We start from the raw sequence: 17,475 nt of genomic DNA, 5'->3' as shown, positions 1-17,475 counted from the left end.
TTCAGTTAGCTCTTGAGCCGACGAAGCGAGCTTCGAGCCAAATAAGGGGCTTATGCGTTTGCCAGATGGAAACGTATCGGCCGCCAAAGGAGTGATCCATGATCGAACATAATCCCACGACAATTTACGGCACGACCATTGTCACCGTTCGCAAGGGTAACAAGGTTGTTATCGCCGGTGACGGGCAGGTCTCGCTCGGCAATACCGTGATGAAGGGCAATGCGCGCAAAGTGCGCCGCATCGGCAAAGGCAATGTCATTGCTGGTTTCGCCGGTGCCACGGCTGATGCCTTCACGCTGCTTGAGCGCCTTGAAGCCAAGCTTGAACAATATCCGGATCAGCTGATGCGCGCCTCCGTCGAACTCGCCAAGGACTGGCGCACCGACCGCTATCTGCGCAAGCTGGAAGCCATGATGCTGGTTGCCGACAGCAAGGTGACGCTGGCACTCACCGGTACGGGCGACGTGCTTGAACCCGAACATGGCGTCATGGCCATCGGATCGGGCGGCAATTATGCGCTGGCCGCAGCCCGCGCGCTGATCGATACCGATAAGGATGCTGAGGAAATCGCCCGCAAGGCGATGGAGATTGCGGCCGATATCTGCATCTACACCAATCACAGCATTCTTGTTGAAAGCCTCGACGCCGAATGAGCTCAATAGCGCAAGCCTCAACCTCCAAGACACATCGTTGGGGCTTAGGTGCTCTGATCGTCCTTGCCATTCTCGTTATACAGGCCTCCTGGCTTTATATCGACGGACGGATTCCCATGTGCGAATGCGGCACCATAAAATTATGGTCCGGTTCGCTGATGTCTGAGAATTCGCAGCATATAGCCGACTGGTATACGCTCTCGCATATCATTCATGGCTTTCTGTTCTATTGGCTTCTGACAATCATCGCGCCAAAGGCTCCGCTGGGCTTGAGACTTGCTGTGGCAGTCGGCGTTGAAGCCGCCTGGGAACTGGTCGAAAACTCGAATTTCATCATCGAGCGCTATCGCGCCAATACGTCCTCGGTGGACTATTTTGGCGATAGTATCGTGAATTCGGTTTCCGACAGTGTTTTCGCCATGATCGGCTTTCTGATCGCAGCCAAACTGCCAACAAAAATCACCGTCGCGAATGCGCTCTTCTTTGAAGTTCTGGCGCTCATTGTCATCCGCGACAACCTTACGCTCAACGTGATCATGCTGCTGCATCCGTTCGAGTTCATCAAGCAGTGGCAAACCGGGTTATAATCATGAGTAATTTTTCTCCCCGTGAAATCGTTTCCGAACTTGACCGCTTCATCATCGGCCAGAACGACGCCAAGCGCGCCGTCGCTATCGCTCTGCGCAATCGCTGGCGCCGCCAGCAGCTGGAAGGCCAGATGCGCGAAGAGGTCATGCCAAAAAACATCCTGATGATCGGACCGACCGGCGTTGGCAAGACGGAAATCTCCCGTCGGCTCGCCAAGCTTGCAGGCGCTCCTTTCATCAAGGTTGAAGCCACCAAATTTACCGAAGTGGGCTATGTCGGCCGCGACGTTGAACAGATCATCCGCGATCTGGTTGAAGCCGCGATCGCTCTGGTGCGTGAAAAGAAGCGCGAAGACGTGAAGGCCAAAGCACACATCAATGCTGAAGAGCGCGTGCTTGACGGTCTTGTCGGCAAGACTGCAAGCCCTGCCACCCGCGAAAGCTTCCGCAAGAAGCTGCGTGACGGCGAGCTGGACGATAAGGAAATCGAGATCGAGGTTGCCGATACAGGTTCAGGCCAGAATTTCGAAATTCCGGGTATGCCTGGTGCCAATATCGGCATGATCAATATCGGCGATATTTTCGGCAAGGCCATGGGCGGGCGTACCAAAACGCGCAAGACCACGGTCAAGGAATCCTATGCAATCCTGATCAATGATGAGTCTGACAAGCTACTCGATCAGGATCAGCTCATTCAGGAAGCCCTGCGTTCGACCGAAAATGACGGCATCGTCTTCCTCGACGAAATCGACAAGATCGCAGCACGCGAAGGCGGAATGGGAGCAGGCGTCTCACGCGAAGGCGTGCAGCGCGATCTGCTACCGCTCGTTGAGGGCACCACTGTTGCAACGAAATATGGTCCGGTGAAAACCGATCATATCCTGTTCATCGCATCGGGTGCGTTCCACGTTTCCAAGCCATCCGACCTGCTGCCGGAACTTCAGGGTCGTCTGCCGATCCGTGTGGAGTTGAACGCGCTGACGCGTGAAGATTTCCGCCGGATTCTGACTGAAACCGAAGTCAGCCTCATCAAGCAATATATTGCGTTGATGGCGACGGAAGAGGTGAAACTCGATATTACGGACGACGCGATTGATGCTTTGGCTGACATTGCGGTCGATCTCAATTCGACGGTTGAAAACATTGGCGCGCGTCGCTTGCAGACGGTGATGGAACGGGTTCTGGACGATATTTCCTACAATGCACCTGACAAGGCCGGTTCGGACTTCAAGGTCGATGGGGAATATGTCCGCAAGACCATCGGCGATCTGGCCAAGAACACGGACCTTTCGCGTTTCATTCTGTAAAGAACCTGAGATGCGATCCAGGAACGTGACCAGAAAGTCACGCTTGGGTCCCATAATCCCGAAAGACAAAAATCCCCTCGACTTCATCGAGGGGGTTTTTTATTTTGCGGCAACTTTTATAGATCGTTTACCATATTGGGGCCGTTTCCGCGCAATGACCAGTCGACTGAACCGTATTGCAGGCATCTGCCTTGCCATCGCTTTCTCCTGCCAGAGCGCCTATGCAGCCGTTACGGTTCCGCCCGGAAACCGCAGTGCAGAACAGCCTCCCATTCCCGGCGCCTCAGCCAAGCGCACCAAGGAGCTGAGCACGACCTATGAAGCCAAGTATCGCAAGATTTATAATCTTCTGAAAAAGGACGCCTCGCTGCGTTCGAAGATCAAGTCAACGGCTTCGGCTTATGGCATCGATCCGATCCATATTGTCGGTGCGATCGTTGGTGAACATACCTACAATGTCGATGTCTATGACCGATTGCAGACCTATTACGTCAAGGCCATGTCCTATGTGAACCAGGGCGTGAGCTTTGGTTATAATGGCGAAAGCATCGGCCAGTTCGTGAAGCGTCCGGAGTTTTCCGAATGCCTCAAGTTCAAGGACAGCTATTCGCTGTGGAGCTGCCGCGAGACGATTTGGAACAAGCAGTTCCGCGGAAAATCGGTTGGCGGCAAGACATATCCGAACAATCGTTTCAGCGCCGTGTTCTTCCAGCCGTTCTATGCCGGCCAGACCTTTGGCCTCGGCCAGATCAATCCGCTGACCGCGCTGCAGATGTCGGACATGGTCAATCGTGTATCGGGTCTGCCGAAGCTTAATGCCGAGAACGGCAATACAGTTTACAAGACCATCATGGACCCTGATCTGACACTGCCTTACATCGCGGCAACGCTGAAGCAGTCGATCACCGATTATCGCCAGATTGCCGATTTCGATATTTCGAAAAACCCCGGCCTGACAGCGACACTGTACAATACCGGCGGATCGACAGCACGCGCCCGCGCGCTTGCCAATGAAAATGCCCAGCGCAAGGCATCCGGGCAGGAGCCTTTGATGCCGCAGGAAAATTACTATGGCTGGCTGGTCAACACCAAGCTCGATGAACTGAAAGCGCTTTTTTAGGAGCGGGGCACCAGAGCATTTCCAGCAAAAGTGGGAACCGGTTTTGCGTCTGGAAATGCGTAAAAACAAATAGATAGAGCGGTTTCAATGACTCAGCATTAGCTAAAACCGCTCTAGCGGCTTCAGGCCACGGCGGCGCTTGCGTGCCGCCTCGATTTCTTCCGTCAGATGTCTGATCGTCTCGCGATCGATGATGCGGATATTACGTGCCAGAAGGTTTGCAAGCTCGGTCGCCTGTGGCGAGAGACCGGACGTATCGATCACCACGCGCGGATGCGAGACAGCTGCCAGATTTTGCAGCTCCTCTGCCTCATCCCAGATAATATTGAAATAAGTGATGATGCGCTGCAGCATATCCCAGGTTGGCTGTCCCCGCCGCCCGTGTTCCAGCGCCGAAAGATAGGCTGGTGATACGCGCAGCGCTGCAGCCATTTCTTTCTGTGTAACGTTGCGTTCCTCACGAAGATCACGAAGCCGCTTGCCAAAGGGGGTCATCGGATGAGACCTCCGCCCTGGGTCTGCCTGCGCAAGCGGACATAAAGCGCCCCATGCCCACCATGATGACGCGCGGCGTCTTCATAGGCGCTGACCAGCAGCCGGAACAAAGGCGTCGAAAACCAGTGCGGCACCGCCTGCTTGAGCACGCCTTCGCTGCCGAAAGAGCGGCCCTTGCCGGTAATCACCATCACATGCTTCAATCCGCGCGCATGTGCGCTGAGCAGGAAGCCATAGAGCAGCTCATAAGCATCGTTTTGTGTGAGCCCGTGCAGATCGATGCGTGCTTCAATATCCACACGTCCTTTGGAAATCTTGCGATGGGTTGGCCGATCAAAGGCATGGATCGGCATTTCCTTGAGCGAGTTGACCTTCTTTTTCGGCGTCTGCGTGTCAGCTGCAGACGAGGGCGCCTTTTTCGCAGGCTTTTTCTCAGCCTCCTGCGCCATCACCGTTTTGAAATCCGGAAACTCTTCCTCTTCCTTCGGCTTCTTTCCAGACAGAGGTTTTGCTGTTTTAGCCACCGTTTCCCAGAGAATGCGATCTTCAGGCCGTAGATAATCTTTTGCGGATTTTTCGCTCTTATCGATCATGGATCAATTCCCGACCAGAGCGCGCGGGACCAGCGCATAAAAATCGGCCTTGCTCTTGATGCCGCCCGCGATTTCCCCGGCTGCATCACCCGATCCTGCAAAAAGATCGCCGCGGGCAGGGCCGACAATCGCCGTGCCGGTATCCTGCGCGATCATCAACCGGGATAAGGGCGTATGATCGAATTCCGTTACGTTTGGCGCATCGACATAGAAAGGCGTTCCGAATGTATGCAGAAGCCGGTCTACCGCGATTGAGCGACCGGCTGTCAGAGGAACCTTGGCCGCTGCGATCTGCCCTAAATTTGCGTCATGCCCATCATTACTATCAAATGCCGTTTCACGGAAGAAAATATAGGAACGGTTCTGCCAGATAAGGTCATCGGCTTCTTCAGGATGATCTTTCAGCCACTGGCGGATTGTCTGCATGGAGATGCTTTCAGCAGAAATCTCGCCTCTAGCAACCAGAATGCGCCCGATCCCGGTGAATGGATGGCCGGTTTTGGCTGCGTAAGTGATCCGCATGAAACTGCCATCGGTAAGCTTCAGCCGTGCTGCGCCCTGCACATGCGCGAAAAATGCATCGACCCGATCGGCAACATAGGCAAGCTCCAGCCCGCGATTTTTCAAGCTGCCTTGCTCGATTGTCCTGCGGTCATCATATTCAACAATACCGTCCTGTGTTTGCCGGGCGAAAGCGTAAGAAGCATCGAGCCCCAGGGGACGGTTTTCATCGGTGACCTTCACAAGATCATCAGGTTTTCTCAGAAACGGCACCGTGAATTGCTTGTCTAAGCTGCGCGATGCTTCAATCTCCGGCTCGTAAAAAGCCGTCACAAACCCTTCTGCATCGATACGGCAGGGAACAAAATGCGCTTCAAAAAAAGCGCGGGCCTGCGCCCTATCCGGATTATCAAGCAAACGCGCGGCGGCAAAAGCAGGTGTAAGCGCCTCGAAACTGATACCGAGGCTGCCGCTGTTATAGCGATTATGTTCCGCATAATCGGCTGAACGACGAAAGGCCGAAAAGGCGAGCGCCCGATCGTCCTGATCCCAGCCCGGGCAATCTGAAAAACTGACCGGTCGTATGATGTTCGCCAGATTATGCACAAGCCGCATCCGTCAATAATTAAAAGGGCCGCTAAATTAGCGGCCCTGAATCGTCAACTCTCTTTAGTCTTCGGCTTCGGTCGCGACAAGCTTCCAGTTTGGATCGCGCGAACGCGTATCGCGCGCGAAGGTCCAGAGATCACGGATTTCGACGACATTTTCCTGATCGCCCTCAACCACGTTGCCGTCCTTGTCGAGCGTAGAAGAAATCATCTGACTCACGATATTAAGCGTCACATGCGCTTCCGAGCCCTTCATTTCGGCATTGGCAATCTCTGCCTTGTCGATACCGACAAAGGTCGAGCGAACGCTTTCACCGCGCGCCTCGCGCTCATCGATTGCCGAAACGAAGCCCTCATAGACTTCCTTGGACAGAAGGTTTTTCAGAACCTTGCGATCGCCATCGGCAAAAGACATGACGATCATTTCATAGGCGATCTTCACACCATCGACAAAGCTTGCCGGATCAAAGGCTGGATCAGCTGCCTGAATGGAGCGAAGGCCGTCATTCACAGGCGTTCCTGCTGGTGCAACCTTGTCGATTGCTGAGAAATCCTTTTCACCGGGACGCTGCGGAAGCGAAACGACATTGTCGGCTTCGCCACCTGCGGTCTGGGAATCGGAATTACGAGCGGATGTATAAGGATCAATTGGCGGTTTTTCATTTCCGGTGCGACGACCAAGAACATTCCTCAGCTGAAGAAAGATCACCACCGCCGCAATGAAGAAGAATATCGTGCCAAAATCAAAAAATTCCATACCGCCTGCCACCAGTTAACGGGTCGGGATTGCAAATCCCTCCTCACGTCGTGAATTTCGTTACATATACATATAGATCGGCTTGACTGATCATTCAAATCCAGATCACGCATACCTATCTGATATTGCATGATAGACAGTTTCAATTTCGTTCCTCAAAACATGTTGCGTAAAAATGCCAAGCGTTTTTTGCTTTTGACATGAATAAAACATGCGAATGAAGTTTGTTTCATCACATACCAATCAACCAACATAAGGTCATAACTGCCGTGTCCTCTTCTTTTGCCCCTCTCGTCATGCTGGCAATGCCGTTCATCGAAATTGCCGGCTTTGTGATCGTCGGCAGTGAGATCGGTGTTCTGGCAACGCTGGGTCTTGTCATCCTGAGTGCTATGCTCGGCTTTTTTCTGCTGCGCGTGCAGGGCTTCGGGCTTTTGCAGCGTATCCGCATGGAAAGTGCCGCAGGACGCGTACCAGATCGCGAAATGATGCATGGCGCGATGATCGTGGTCGCAGCCATCATGCTGATCGTACCCGGCTTTGTTACAAGCGCGATCGGCCTTCTGCTTTTTGTGCCCTTCATCCGTGATCTTGTCTGGAACCGCTTTGTGCGCAATCGCCTGGTGGTTGCCACAGCATCGACACGCTATTCGGAAGCCTATCGTCCATATGAGCGGAAAGAAAATAATGTGATTGATCTGGACCCGGAAGATTACTCGACAAAGCCAGATGAAAACTCGCCGTGGAATCCGGACCGCAAAGATCACTAATCGCTCAAATGCTAACGTAAAAACGGTTTCTTGCCTCATCTACGCACACATGCTAGCCAAGCATCACTGCTTTTTGGGCAACAAGATAAATCATTAAAGAGAAGGCATACCGATAATGAGCGATAAGGCCGCTGCGGGCGAAGTAAAGAACGGCAATGGCGCAACCGCCCAGCCGTCCCTCAACATTCTGGCCCAGTACATCAAGGATCTTTCCTTTGAAAGCCCAGGCGCGCCTCTGTCGCTGCGCCCGCGCGAAAAGGCTCCTTCGATCAACATCAATGTCAATGTAAACGCCAATCCACTTTCCGAAACGGATTTCGACGTTGTTCTGACGCTCGAAGCCAAGGCTGTCGACGGCAAGGACGTTCTGTTCAACACGGAACTGGTCTATGGCGGCGTATTCCGCATTCAGGGTATCGCGCAGGAGCATATGCTTCCGCTGCTATTCATCGAATGCCCACGTCTTCTGTTCCCATTTGCCCGTCAGATCATCGCAGATGCCACGCGCAATGGTGGCTACCCACCTCTGATGATCGATCCAATCGATTTCGCGCAGATGTTCCAGAGCCGTATGGCCGAAGAACAGGCAAAGAGCGCTGTAAAGAGCTAATCTCTACAACGACCTAAAAAGAAAACCCCGCTCTCGCGGGGTTTTTTATTTCGACGTCAGCTAACGTATTTTTTCCAGATTGCCTTGTCGCCCATTTTCGCAACAAGGGCATCATGGGCTGCACGCTCCTTATCGCTGATACGCGGTGCCAAAGGTGCCGGGCGCTGGCGCAAGACAATATTGCCGCCATTCCCGGAGCGATCATCATTACCAGAACTACCGGATGAGCTAAGGCCGAGCGCGGTCTGCTTGCCACCAATCAGCTCAATATAGACTTCGGCCAGAATTTCAGAATCGAGCAATGCGCCGTGCAATGTACGGTGCGAATTATCGATGCCATAGCGCTTGCAGAGCGCGTCGAGCGAATTCGGTCCCATTGGATGTTTTCGGCGCGCCAGAGCGAGCGTATCGACGATACGTTCAACGGCGATTTCCGGTTTCCCAAGACGGTCCAGTTCAGCATTGATGAAGCCAAGATCGAACATGGCATTGTGCGCCACGAGCTTCGCACCATCGAAAAATTCCATGAACTCATCGACGATATCAGCAAAGGTCGGCTCTTTAAGCAGCTGTTCGTCGGTGATGCCGTGCACGGCGAGCGCTTCGACATGAACCTTTCGCCCTTGCGGGTTGATGAATTTATGGAAGGTTCGGCCCGTGGGAAAGCGGTTGATCATTTCCACACCGCCGATTTCGATGACGCGATCCTCCAGCCGTTCAAGGCCAGTGGTTTCCGTATCGAAAACGATCTCACGCATGGCAACCTCTCAAGTCATTTAATGTTTTATAGCACGGCCAAGCCGAAGCTCAGGATGGATTGGCAAGCTTTCCACGCAATTCAGCGATGATGGCTTTGATCTGCGCCCGCGTCTCGTCAAAGTCGCCTGAAGAATCGATGACGAAATCCGCACGTGCACGCTTATCAACATCCGGCATCTGCCGGGCCAGAATGGCCTCGAACTTCGCTTCCGTCATGCCTGCGCGGGAAAGAACACGCTCACGCTGAATGTCGGCAGGGGCGGAAACGACAGCCACCTTGTCCACACGGCTTTGGCCACCCGTTTCAAAGAGCAGCGGAATATCAATCAGCGCGATATCGGCGCCATCAGCACGCGCGCGTGCAAGAAAAGCGGCTTCCTCTTCGTGCACGAGTGGATGAATGATGGATTCGAGCTTTTTAAGCGCTTCTGGTTTGCCGAGGACAGCGCTCGAAAGCTTTGTCCGGTCAACAGTTCCATCCACAACCGTTCCGGGGAAGGCGGCTTCGATCAGGGGGGCTGCCCGACCCGAATAAAGCTGATGCACGGCATCGTCAGCGCTATAGACCGGCACACCATTGTCGGCAAACATGTTTGCCGCAGTGGTTTTTCCCATGCCTATAGAGCCGGTCAGTCCGAGGATGATCATAAAGCACCAGCCTTTTTCATATCATCCAGAATATAATTACGAAGTGCTTCTGTCACTTCTGGTCTTTTGCCAAACCAGCGTTCAAAACCCGGAACCGCCTGATGCAGCAACATGCCAAGCCCATCGACAGTTTTAAGACCCGCTGCTTCAGCGCTGGCCAGAAACGGCGTCTTGAGCGGAATATAAACAATATCGGTAGCAACAGCTGATTTCTGCGCCTCGCTCAGATCAAGCGGAAACTCTGTCGCCTCGCCCCCACTGGTCATATGTCCGCTCATACCCAGCGATGTCGTGTTGACGATCAGACCGGCATCTTTGACCAAAGCCTGCGCCGCATCCCATCCATGAGCAGAAACCCCTTCGCCGAAATGGCTTGCCAGTTCTTCAGCGCGGCTCAACGTGCGATTGACGATGGCGATGCGCGAAAACCCGCGTGTCTGCAAAGCATGGACGATGGCGCGCCCTGCACCACCTGCGCCCAGAACCAGAGCCATATTGGCATTGTCCCAACCCGGTGCCAGTGCATCGAGATTGGCAGCAAAGCCATAGGCATCAGTGTTGCCGCCGCAGAGCTTTCCACTCTCTATCCAGAGTGTATTCACTGCGCCAATTGCCTCCGCTGCCGCATCACGGCTGTCAACGGTTGCGAAAGCCACTTCCTTATGCGGGATCGTGACATTGCCGCCGGCAAAGCCGTTTTTTGCAAGCGAAGCAGCAAATTCCGCAAAATTTTCAGGAAGCACTTCAATGGCTTCATAAGAGCCTTCGATGCCGTGCTCTTTCAGCCAGAAGCCGTGAATGAGCGGCGACCGCGAATGCTTTATTGGAAAGCCCGTGACGAATGCCTTGTTAGCCATCGATCAGATTTTCCTTCCTCAATTCATCAAGCAGGGGCAGAAGCGGCAGTCCGACGATGGTGAAATAATCGCCTTCGATTTTCTCGAAAAGCTGAATGCCCGGACCTTCGACCTGATAAGCGCCGACACTGGAAAGAGCAACGTCGCCAACCCGACCGAGATAACGACCGACAAAACCCGGATCGAGATTGCGCATCGTCATGCGTGCCACAGAAACATGACGCCACAGGGTCTCGCCGTTTTTAACCAGAACCACGCCGCTGTTGAGCTGGTGTGTCTTGCCCGAAAACTGCAGCAACTGGCGCCGCGCTGCTTCCATATCCACAGGCTTGTGGAAAATCTCATCCCCCAGCGAAAGCGTCTGATCGCAACCGATCACCACCGCATCGGGATTGTTTTCGCTGACCGACAAAGCTTTTGCTTCAGCCAGAACCTGTGCGACTTCTTCTGGCGTAGCGCCCGACTTATAAAGCGGCGCTTCAACCAAGCGCTCATCAATATCCGCGCTTTCAGCCAAAAATTCGATGCCGGCATTTTTCAGCAGTGCCGACCGAAACGGACTTTTGGATGCGAGAATAAGCTTTGTCGTCATGTCAGGTCTTCCTTCCTGCCTTCGCGCAGCAGAGATTGAATAGCAGCCGCCGTTTCTTCAATTGACCGGCGCGACACATCAATGATCGGCCAGCTGTGCCGGTTACAGAGATTGCGGGCATAAGCCAGTTCTTCGGAAATTGAAACGCGGTCTGTATAAAGTCCGGTATCAAGAGATGGCACATTGCCCAGTGGACGGTTTTGTCTGATCTGCGAAATGCGCTCAGCCGTTGCAACCAGCCCCACGATCATCGGACGCCTTGCGGTAAAAAGCTGATCGGGGAGGGGGATGCCAAGCACAATCGGCACATTGGTCGCCTTGATACCGCGATTGGCGAGATAAATGCTTGTGGGCGTTTTTGAGGTTCGCGAAATGCCGACAAGAATGACGTCCGCTTCCTCTATATCGGGCGGCAATTGCCCGTCATCATGTTCCATCGTGAAATTGAGCGCATCGATCCGGCGGAAATAATCGGCATTGAGCACATGCTGCGCACTGGCGCGACGGTGCGCTGGCGCGCCCAGATAAGATTGAAACGTATTGAGCACCGGTTCGAGCACCGAAACGCTCGGTACGCCCATTTCGGCGCAGGTTTCATCAATGATAGCCGCGAGCTTCTGATCGACAATTGTATAGAGAACAATGCCCGGTTCAGCGTCGATATTCTCCAGAACTTTACGCAGCTGCTTCTCGGTTCGGATGAGCGGATAGATATGCTCAATCGCGCGCGCATTGGCATATTGAGCGGCCGCAGCACGCCCTGCAGCGAGGAGAGTCTCTCCTGTCGCATCAGAAATCAGATGAAGATGAAAGTAAGAAAGCGGTCTGGTCACAGTTTTCTCCCCTCCCTGTTGACGACTGTGCGTAAATTGGAGGCTCCATCCACAAGCCATGGCAGGCGGTGGGAAACTTGGCAAGTCATCCACAGCGAGCCAACATGTGTGAAGCTTTCAAAAGCGATTGTGGACAAGACTCGTAACATTTGGAAAACCTTGCGATATACCCAGCCTATCCACAAATTGTGCAAAGCTGCGGCAATTGGTAACTCCTTATATTCAATGAAAGATTTGAGTTTTCATTGCTTTTGTTCAGACTATCGGTGAATGTTCGCACAGGCATAGATGGCCCGAGAGGAACTGTGGGGAAAAGACGGACAAACCTTAATCCCCGATTCCAACAGACTCTAAGAATCAAAAGATTCCTGAATCATCCTTTCTTTATGAAAGCCGGACGGGAAAACTTTCAGACGAGATAACGAAAACCGATCGAACAGGGTGGAATGCAATGAAGCGCAAGGTCTTGAAAGTGATGGATGGTGAGGCAGTCTTTCCACCACCGATCTGGATGATGCGTCAGGCCGGACGCTACCTTCCTGAATATCGCGAAGTGCGCAAACAAGCCGGAAGCTTTCTCGACCTTTGCTATTCGCCCGATCTGGCTGTCGAAGTGACGCTTCAGCCTATCCGCCGTTTTGGCTTTGATGCAGCCATTCTGTTTTCAGATATTCTGGTTGTCCCTCACGCCCTTGGACGAGACCTTCGCTTTGAAGAAGGAAGAGGGCCTTTGATGACACCGATTGATGCGGATGAAATCTTCTGGCTTGAGACAGAAGGTGTCGCAAAACGCCTTGAGCCGGTCTATGAGACGGTTCGGCTGCTCCGCGAGCAGTTACCCGAGGAAACAACGCTGTTGGGCTTCTGTGGCGCTCCCTGGACCGTTGCGACCTATATGATCGCCGGTCATGGCACTCCAGATCAGGCTCCCGCCCGCCTGTTTGCCTATCGCTTCCCGGAAGCCTTTGAAAAGCTTTTGAATGATCTGGCAGATGTTTCAGCCGAATATCTCATCGAACAGCTCGATGCAGGTGCGGATGCCGTGCAGATTTTCGATTCCTGGTCGGGGGTTCTGGATGAAGATTGCTTTGAACGCTTCTGTGTTCGTCCGGTGGCCCGCATTGTGCAAAAGGTGAGGGCAGTTTATCCCGAGGCCCGCATCATCGGTTTCCCGAAAGGTGCCGGAATGCTTTACGCGGGCTATCGTGAAAAAACCGGCGTTGACGTTCTGGGCCTTGACTGGTCTGTGCCGAATTCCTTTGCGCGTGAACTTCAGACCGAAGGCGCTATCCAGGGAAATCTTGATCCCTTGCGCGTTGTGGCCGGTGGCGAAGCTTTGGACGAAGGCGTTGATGCGATCCTCAAAAATCTCGGGCAGGGTCCACTGATCTTCAATCTGGGCCATGGAATTACGCCACAGGCACCGATTGAGAATGTTCAGCGCATGATTGATCGAGTTCGTGGAGGCTACTGATGGTGGCTTCTGACAAAACAAACAGCGGTAAGGCCGCTCTGATCCGTACCATCGTCGCTCTGGTGGTTGTGATACTCGGTTTATGGGGATTGTTTCACGTGAATCCAGCTGATGCTTATCTTTGGGTCAAGGCGATCCACGTCATTGCCGTTATCGCCTGGATGGCGGGAATGCTCTATCTGCCGCGGCTCTTCGTCTATCATTGCGCCGCAACACCCGGCTCTGAAACGTCCGAAACCTTCAAGGTTATGGAGCGCAGGTTGCTGCGTTTCATCATAAATCCCGCTATGATTGTAACGTGGATTGCCGGTCTCTGGATGGCCTGGGAAATTTTCGGTTTTCAGGGTGGCTGGCTGCACGCAAAGCTTCTGCTCGTGGTGCTGCTGTCGGGCCTGCATGGCTATCTTTCCAAAGCCACGCGCCTTTTTGCGCAGGATAAGAACACAAAATCAGCCAAACATTGGCGAATTATCAATGAAGTACCGACAATCCTGATGATACTCATTGTCATTCTGGTGATCGTGAAACCGTTCTGATTTCCAAATTTTATAAAGAAAGCCCGGTATTTATCCGGGCTTTTTATTTGGCTCCGGGTATTTTTAGCAGAGCCACTTTCCATTTTCTGAGACTCGCACTAGCTTTTACCTATTGAACAAAAGACCGACACACCTTATGTGACACTTGCTCTTCATGCTGCAAACCGGTATGGATGAGTCCTCTTCCCACCATGACAGCAGGCCTTCGATGCCGGTCACAACTCAAGTGACCCACCTTTCCGAACAACTGCATTTTCTCCTTAAATTTCAAAAGAGTTCCTCACACATGCAGGAAATGAAACTACAAGAACTTAAAAATAAGACCCCGGTCGAGCTGCTGGCATTTGCCGAAACGCTTGAGGTCGAAAACGCGAGCGCCATGCGCAAGCAGGAACTGATGTTCGCGATCCTCAAAAGCCTTGCTGCTCAAGACGTCGAAATTATCGGCGAGGGCGTTGTTGAAGTGCTGCAGGACGGATTTGGCTTCCTGCGCTCTGCCGACGCCAATTATCTCCCGGGTCCTGACGATATTTATATTTCTCCTTCCCAGCTTCGCCGCTTCTCGCTGAAGACCGGCGATACGGTAGAAGGCCCGATCCGTGGTCCAAAGGAAGGCGAACGTTATTTCGCTCTTCTCAAGGTCAACACGATCAACTTTGAAGATCCTGAAAAGATCCGCCACAAGGTTCATTTCGATAACCTGACACCGCTCTATCCGAATGAGCGCTTCAAGATGGAACTTGAAGTTCCGACTTCGAAGGATCTGTCGTCTCGCGTTATCGATCTCGTGGCACCACTCGGCAAGGGCCAGCGCGGTCTGATCGTCGCTCCGCCACGTACCGGTAAAACGGTCCTGTTGCAGAACATCGCTCATTCGATCACTGCAAATCATCCTGAATGCTATCTGATCGTTCTTCTCATCGACGAACGTCCGGAAGAAGTGACTGACATGCAGCGTTCGGTGAAGGGTGAAGTTGTTTCTTCGACCTTCGATGAACCGGCATCGCGCCACGTTCAGGTTGCCGAAATGGTTATTGAAAAGGCCAAGCGTCTGGTCGAGCATGGCCGTGACGTTGTGATCCTTCTCGACTCCATCACCCGTCTGGGACGCGCCTACAACACTGTTGTGCCGTCATCGGGTAAGGTTCTGACCGGTGGTGTGGATGCAAACGCATTACAGCGTCCGAAGCGCTTCTTCGGTGCAGCCCGTAACATCGAAGAAGGTGGCTCGCTCACCATCATCGCAACGGCGCTGATCGACACCGGCTCGCGCATGGACGAAGTGATCTTTGAAGAATTCAAGGGCACGGGTAACTCGGAAATCGTTCTCGACCGCAAGGTTGCGGACAAGCGTATCTTCCCGGCCATGGATATTCTCAAGTCCGGTACGCGTAAGGAAGACCTGCTCGTCCCACGCGCCGATCTTCAGAAGATTTTCGTTCTGCGCCGTATCCTTGCACCGATGGGAACAACCGACGCGATCGAATTCCTCATCGACAAGCTCAAGCAGACAAAGAGCAATGGCGAGTTCTTCGACTCGATGAACACGTAATCCAAAGATTGCAATTAATAGAAAACGCCGCGTTGAGAAATCAGCGCGGCGTTTTTGTATTCATCAATACAGCGGTTCCAGTTAGGATTAAATCGTTGGAACCGCTGCAACTATCTGTTTTTACGCATTATCCGACGCAAAACCGCTTCGCACTTTTGCTGGAAATGCTATAATACCTCAGGAATGGCCTCTGAGGAGGATTTCGAGTGCAGCCGGGGTATCTACCGGTGCAAGGCACACTTGCCCCTTACAGAGCCACGCTGAAGGTTTATCAGCATGTGCGGTGCCGCCTGTTGGAAGTTCAATCGCTTTACAGGCTTCAAACGGAACGAACCTATCGACCCGCCGTGGATCGGGATTGTGTTGAGCGATCAAGCTTAGTTCGCCCTCACTGCTTTCCTCGGCAATCACCAAAGATAATGGTTCGGCTGCAAAGCGGGCAGCGTTCAAAATACCGATCTGACCATATTGTTGTACCAGAGCGCGGCCCATGGCTTGTTCAACCAGACGCTCATTCTGATTATAAAGATGCAGATCACCGGTCACGAGAAACAGGCGCGTGAAAGCTTCGATGATCTGGCTTGTAGCACTGGGGATCGCTTCGTCATAATCGCCATAGGCATGGAGAATGACATCTTCCGCATCAAGCGCCGAAAGCCGATAGTTGCCTGATGCATCGCGATTGGCTGCATCTAGTGCATCTTTAAGTGCCACAGCATCAACGATGAATGTTCGATCTCCTGTCGCTTCAAAGAGTGACAGGGCAGCATTAATCATCGCTGCGTAATCGGTGGAGAGGGCAGGGTAGAGTAACACGTCATCCATCCGGCAATGCGCCATGCGACCATTCTGAAAAGATGACCCTATCGAACGATAAGCGGTGACGGCATATTCAATCCAGTCCTGCCTTTGAAAACTGCGTCCCGCTTCAGCCAGTGCGCGAATTGTCAGTGCGTTCCAGTCTGTCAGTGCCTTTTCATCTCGTCCTGGGCGGACGCGTTGGCTGCGATAAGCCAACAGCTTCTGTTTCGAAGCTTCTATATCCGGCGGGAGCATTGCTGGTTCGCCGACAGCGTGAAGGCGATTGAGAATGTTGCTGTCTTCGAAATTGCCTGCGGGCTTCACGCCATACCAGGATTTGAAGCTTTCAGCCTGATCACCGAGGACGGCATCAAACTCGCTGCCGGTGAAGATATAAAATTTGCCTTCCTCACCCTCGCTATCAGCATCCAGACTGGATGCAAAACTTCCGTCGGGCAAGCGCATTTCGAGCATCAGCCAATCGATGACCTCTTCGATTCGGATGCGGAACAAATCATCTTGCGTTTCCGCATAGGCGTAGGTCGCATGGCGAATGACCTGCGCATTGTCATACAGCATCTTTTCGAAATGCGGCACCAGCCAATCGGCATCGACGCTATAGCGGCAAAGCCCGCCACCCAGATGATCGTAAATGCCACCTTGCAACATTGTTCTGAGAGAAAGCAGAAACGCGTCGCGATTTGAAACTTCGCGATTATAGAGCCAGGACAGCCATAAGGCATCCATGAAGGGTGCATTGGGGAACTTGGGCGCATTATCTATGCCGCCACGTACCGGATCAAACATGGCATGGATGCGGTCTGCGACTTCGTTAAAGCGTGTCACTTCATTGGCGCGCGCTTCGCTTTGAGCAGCCAACTGGGCTTCCAGATGGTTGAATACAGCCTCGGCATTATGATTAATTTTTTCTTTATTTCCCTGCCAGAGATTGTTGACGGCTTTGAGCACATCAACGAAGCCGGGCATGTTATGCCGCGCCTTGGGTGGGAAATAGGTTCCGCCCCAGAAAGGCTTACCGTCAGGGCGCAGGAACATGGTGAGCGGCCAGCCACCCTGCTGCCCCATGGCGCTTAAAGCGGCCATATAAATTTGGTCGATATCCGGTCGTTCTTCGCGGTCGACTTTTACATTAACGAAAAGCGCGTTCATGACTTCCGCGATTTCCGGGTTCTCGAAAGACTCATGCGCCATCACATGGCACCAGTGACATGCCGCATAACCGACAGAAAGCAGGATAGGGCGGTCCAGTTCGCGTGCAGCAACGAGCGCTTGCTTGCCCCATGGCTGCCAGTAAACCGGATTATCGGCGTGTTGACGAAGATAAGCGCTTGGCTCTCTGCCGAGCCTGTTGCTGCTGATATCAGTCATAAGCCTTTTCTTTCCTGACACGAATGAATATCA

At 53.0% G+C, this 17,475-nt stretch carries 19 protein-coding genes; 9 read left to right on the top strand and 10 right to left on the bottom strand.

All coding sequences use genetic code 11. The annotated features are described in order from the left end of the window. Positions 1 to 98 precede the first annotated feature (98 nt). The 4 genes from hslV (at position 99) to KMS41_10785 (ending at position 3,667) form a co-directional block, all read left to right on the top strand. A complete protein-coding gene (gene hslV, locus KMS41_10800) occupies positions 99 to 653 on the top strand; it encodes an ATP-dependent protease subunit HslV (protein QWK77555.1) in 555 nt (184 codons plus the stop codon). Next, entirely contained in the window at positions 650 to 1,240 is a 591-nt protein-coding gene (locus KMS41_10795; protein QWK77554.1) for a DUF2585 domain-containing protein, read from the top strand. Before hslV ends, KMS41_10795 begins: the two co-directional genes overlap by 4 nt. A gap of 2 nt (positions 1,241 to 1,242) precedes the next feature. Next, a complete protein-coding gene (gene hslU, locus KMS41_10790; protein QWK77553.1) occupies positions 1,243 to 2,547 on the top strand; it encodes an ATP-dependent protease ATPase subunit HslU in 1,305 nt (434 codons plus the stop codon). A 154-nt stretch (positions 2,548 to 2,701) separates the two neighbouring features. Further along, positions 2,702 to 3,667, top strand: a complete 966-nt coding sequence (locus KMS41_10785) for a DUF1402 family protein (GenBank protein QWK77552.1) — start codon at positions 2,702 to 2,704, stop codon at positions 3,665 to 3,667. 102 nt (positions 3,668 to 3,769) lie between these two features. On the opposite strand, the gene KMS41_10780 is transcribed toward KMS41_10785, so the two are convergent. Genes KMS41_10780 through KMS41_10765 form a run of 4 tightly spaced genes read right to left on the bottom strand, consistent with a single transcriptional unit; the run spans position 3,770 to position 6,621 of the window. Then, complete coding sequence (locus KMS41_10780; protein ID QWK77551.1) at positions 3,770 to 4,162, bottom strand: helix-turn-helix transcriptional regulator; 393 nt, start codon at positions 4,160 to 4,162, stop codon at positions 3,770 to 3,772. Next, positions 4,159 to 4,755: a Smr/MutS family protein gene (locus KMS41_10775; protein ID QWK77550.1), complete on the bottom strand. Its 597-nt coding sequence runs from the start codon at positions 4,753 to 4,755 to the stop codon at positions 4,159 to 4,161. Before KMS41_10775 ends, KMS41_10780 begins: the two co-directional genes overlap by 4 nt. A 3-nt stretch (positions 4,756 to 4,758) precedes the next feature. Then, complete coding sequence (locus KMS41_10770) at positions 4,759 to 5,871, bottom strand: murein transglycosylase A (protein ID QWK77549.1); 1,113 nt, start codon at positions 5,869 to 5,871, stop codon at positions 4,759 to 4,761. A 54-nt stretch (positions 5,872 to 5,925) separates the two neighbouring features. Continuing rightward, on the bottom strand, positions 5,926 to 6,621 hold the full coding sequence (locus KMS41_10765) for a Tim44/TimA family putative adaptor protein (GenBank protein QWK77548.1): 696 nt from the start codon (positions 6,619 to 6,621) through the stop codon (positions 5,926 to 5,928). Positions 6,622 to 6,890: 269 nt separating this feature from the next. Between KMS41_10765 and fxsA the strand changes: the two genes are divergently transcribed. Both fxsA and secB read left to right on the top strand, forming a co-directional pair. Beyond that, positions 6,891 to 7,391 carry a membrane protein FxsA gene (gene fxsA, locus KMS41_10760; protein ID QWK77547.1) on the top strand — a complete coding sequence of 167 codons (501 nt, stop codon included), beginning with the start codon at positions 6,891 to 6,893 and terminating at the stop codon, positions 7,389 to 7,391. Between the two features lie 115 nt (positions 7,392 to 7,506). Further along, positions 7,507 to 8,001: a protein-export chaperone SecB gene (gene secB / locus KMS41_10755; GenBank protein QWK77546.1), complete on the top strand. Its 495-nt coding sequence runs from the start codon at positions 7,507 to 7,509 to the stop codon at positions 7,999 to 8,001. 56 nt (positions 8,002 to 8,057) lie between these two features. Here secB and dnaQ read toward each other — a convergent pair whose 3' ends face one another. The 5 genes from dnaQ to KMS41_10730 are packed head-to-tail and all read right to left on the bottom strand — an operon-like array spanning position 8,058 to position 11,690. Beyond that, positions 8,058 to 8,759 (bottom strand): DNA polymerase III subunit epsilon, encoded by a 702-nt coding sequence (gene dnaQ / locus KMS41_10750; GenBank protein ID QWK77545.1) that lies wholly within the window; start codon positions 8,757 to 8,759, stop codon positions 8,058 to 8,060. Between the two features lie 49 nt (positions 8,760 to 8,808). Continuing rightward, positions 8,809 to 9,408, bottom strand: a complete 600-nt coding sequence (gene coaE, locus KMS41_10745) for a dephospho-CoA kinase (protein ID QWK77544.1) — start codon at positions 9,406 to 9,408, stop codon at positions 8,809 to 8,811. Continuing rightward, positions 9,405 to 10,265: a shikimate dehydrogenase gene (locus tag KMS41_10740; GenBank protein QWK77543.1), complete on the bottom strand. Its 861-nt coding sequence runs from the start codon at positions 10,263 to 10,265 to the stop codon at positions 9,405 to 9,407. Before KMS41_10740 ends, coaE begins: the two co-directional genes overlap by 4 nt. Then, entirely contained in the window at positions 10,258 to 10,857 is a 600-nt protein-coding gene (locus KMS41_10735; protein ID QWK77542.1) for a Maf-like protein, read from the bottom strand. The genes KMS41_10740 and KMS41_10735 overlap by 8 nt, the downstream gene beginning before the upstream one ends. Then, positions 10,854 to 11,690: a kinase/pyrophosphorylase gene (locus KMS41_10730; protein ID QWK77541.1), complete on the bottom strand. Its 837-nt coding sequence runs from the start codon at positions 11,688 to 11,690 to the stop codon at positions 10,854 to 10,856. The genes KMS41_10735 and KMS41_10730 overlap by 4 nt, the downstream gene beginning before the upstream one ends. 451 nt (positions 11,691 to 12,141) lie before the next feature. Between KMS41_10730 and hemE the strand changes: the two genes are divergently transcribed. From hemE to rho, 3 genes are all read left to right on the top strand, one after another. Then, the gene (hemE, locus tag KMS41_10725) at positions 12,142 to 13,164 is read left to right on the top strand and encodes a uroporphyrinogen decarboxylase (GenBank protein ID QWK77540.1); all 1,023 of its coding nucleotides are present in this window, start codon (positions 12,142 to 12,144) and stop codon (positions 13,162 to 13,164) included. Continuing rightward, entirely contained in the window at positions 13,164 to 13,700 is a 537-nt protein-coding gene (hemJ, locus tag KMS41_10720) for a protoporphyrinogen oxidase HemJ (protein ID QWK77539.1), read from the top strand. The genes hemE and hemJ overlap by 1 nt, the downstream gene beginning before the upstream one ends. Before the next feature lie 286 nt (positions 13,701 to 13,986). Then, positions 13,987 to 15,252, top strand: coding sequence for a transcription termination factor Rho (gene rho, locus KMS41_10715; GenBank protein QWK77538.1), 1,266 nt, complete (start codon positions 13,987 to 13,989; stop codon positions 15,250 to 15,252). Between the two features lie 177 nt (positions 15,253 to 15,429). On the opposite strand, the gene KMS41_10710 is transcribed toward rho, so the two are convergent. Continuing rightward, the gene (locus KMS41_10710) at positions 15,430 to 17,442 is read right to left on the bottom strand and encodes a thioredoxin domain-containing protein (GenBank protein ID QWK77537.1); all 2,013 of its coding nucleotides are present in this window, start codon (positions 17,440 to 17,442) and stop codon (positions 15,430 to 15,432) included. Positions 17,443 to 17,475 lie beyond the last annotated feature (33 nt).

This window comes from Ochrobactrum sp. BTU1 (genome assembly GCA_018798825.1).
Lineage (GTDB): Bacteria > Pseudomonadota > Alphaproteobacteria > Rhizobiales > Rhizobiaceae > Brucella.
The sequence above is the reverse complement of the archived record's forward strand: the minus strand, read 5'-3'. Positions and strand labels throughout refer to the sequence as shown.

Excerpts from the sequence above, each read along its gene's own strand:
- hslV (QWK77555.1), top strand. The coding sequence starts at position 99 with ATGATCGAACATAATCCCACGACAATTTACGGCACGACCATTGTCACC.
- KMS41_10795 (QWK77554.1), top strand. The coding sequence starts at position 650 with ATGAGCTCAATAGCGCAAGCCTCAACCTCCAAGACACATCGTTGGGGC.
- hslU (QWK77553.1), top strand. The coding sequence starts at position 1,243 with ATGAGTAATTTTTCTCCCCGTGAAATCGTTTCCGAACTTGACCGCTTC.
- KMS41_10785 (QWK77552.1), top strand. The coding sequence starts at position 2,702 with ATGACCAGTCGACTGAACCGTATTGCAGGCATCTGCCTTGCCATCGCT.
- KMS41_10780 (QWK77551.1), bottom strand. The coding sequence starts at position 4,162 with ATGACCCCCTTTGGCAAGCGGCTTCGTGATCTTCGTGAGGAACGCAAC.
- KMS41_10775 (QWK77550.1), bottom strand. The coding sequence starts at position 4,755 with ATGATCGATAAGAGCGAAAAATCCGCAAAAGATTATCTACGGCCTGAA.
- KMS41_10770 (QWK77549.1), bottom strand. The coding sequence starts at position 5,871 with ATGCGGCTTGTGCATAATCTGGCGAACATCATACGACCGGTCAGTTTT.
- KMS41_10765 (QWK77548.1), bottom strand. The coding sequence starts at position 6,621 with ATGGAATTTTTTGATTTTGGCACGATATTCTTCTTCATTGCGGCGGTG.
- secB (QWK77546.1), top strand. The coding sequence starts at position 7,507 with ATGAGCGATAAGGCCGCTGCGGGCGAAGTAAAGAACGGCAATGGCGCA.
- dnaQ (QWK77545.1), bottom strand. The coding sequence starts at position 8,759 with ATGCGTGAGATCGTTTTCGATACGGAAACCACTGGCCTTGAACGGCTG.
- coaE (QWK77544.1), bottom strand. The coding sequence starts at position 9,408 with ATGATCATCCTCGGACTGACCGGCTCTATAGGCATGGGAAAAACCACT.
- KMS41_10740 (QWK77543.1), bottom strand. The coding sequence starts at position 10,265 with ATGGCTAACAAGGCATTCGTCACGGGCTTTCCAATAAAGCATTCGCGG.
- KMS41_10735 (QWK77542.1), bottom strand. The coding sequence starts at position 10,857 with ATGACGACAAAGCTTATTCTCGCATCCAAAAGTCCGTTTCGGTCGGCA.
- hemE (QWK77540.1), top strand. The coding sequence starts at position 12,142 with ATGAAGCGCAAGGTCTTGAAAGTGATGGATGGTGAGGCAGTCTTTCCA.
- hemJ (QWK77539.1), top strand. The coding sequence starts at position 13,164 with ATGGTGGCTTCTGACAAAACAAACAGCGGTAAGGCCGCTCTGATCCGT.
- rho (QWK77538.1), top strand. The coding sequence starts at position 13,987 with ATGCAGGAAATGAAACTACAAGAACTTAAAAATAAGACCCCGGTCGAG.
- KMS41_10710 (QWK77537.1), bottom strand. The coding sequence starts at position 17,442 with ATGACTGATATCAGCAGCAACAGGCTCGGCAGAGAGCCAAGCGCTTAT.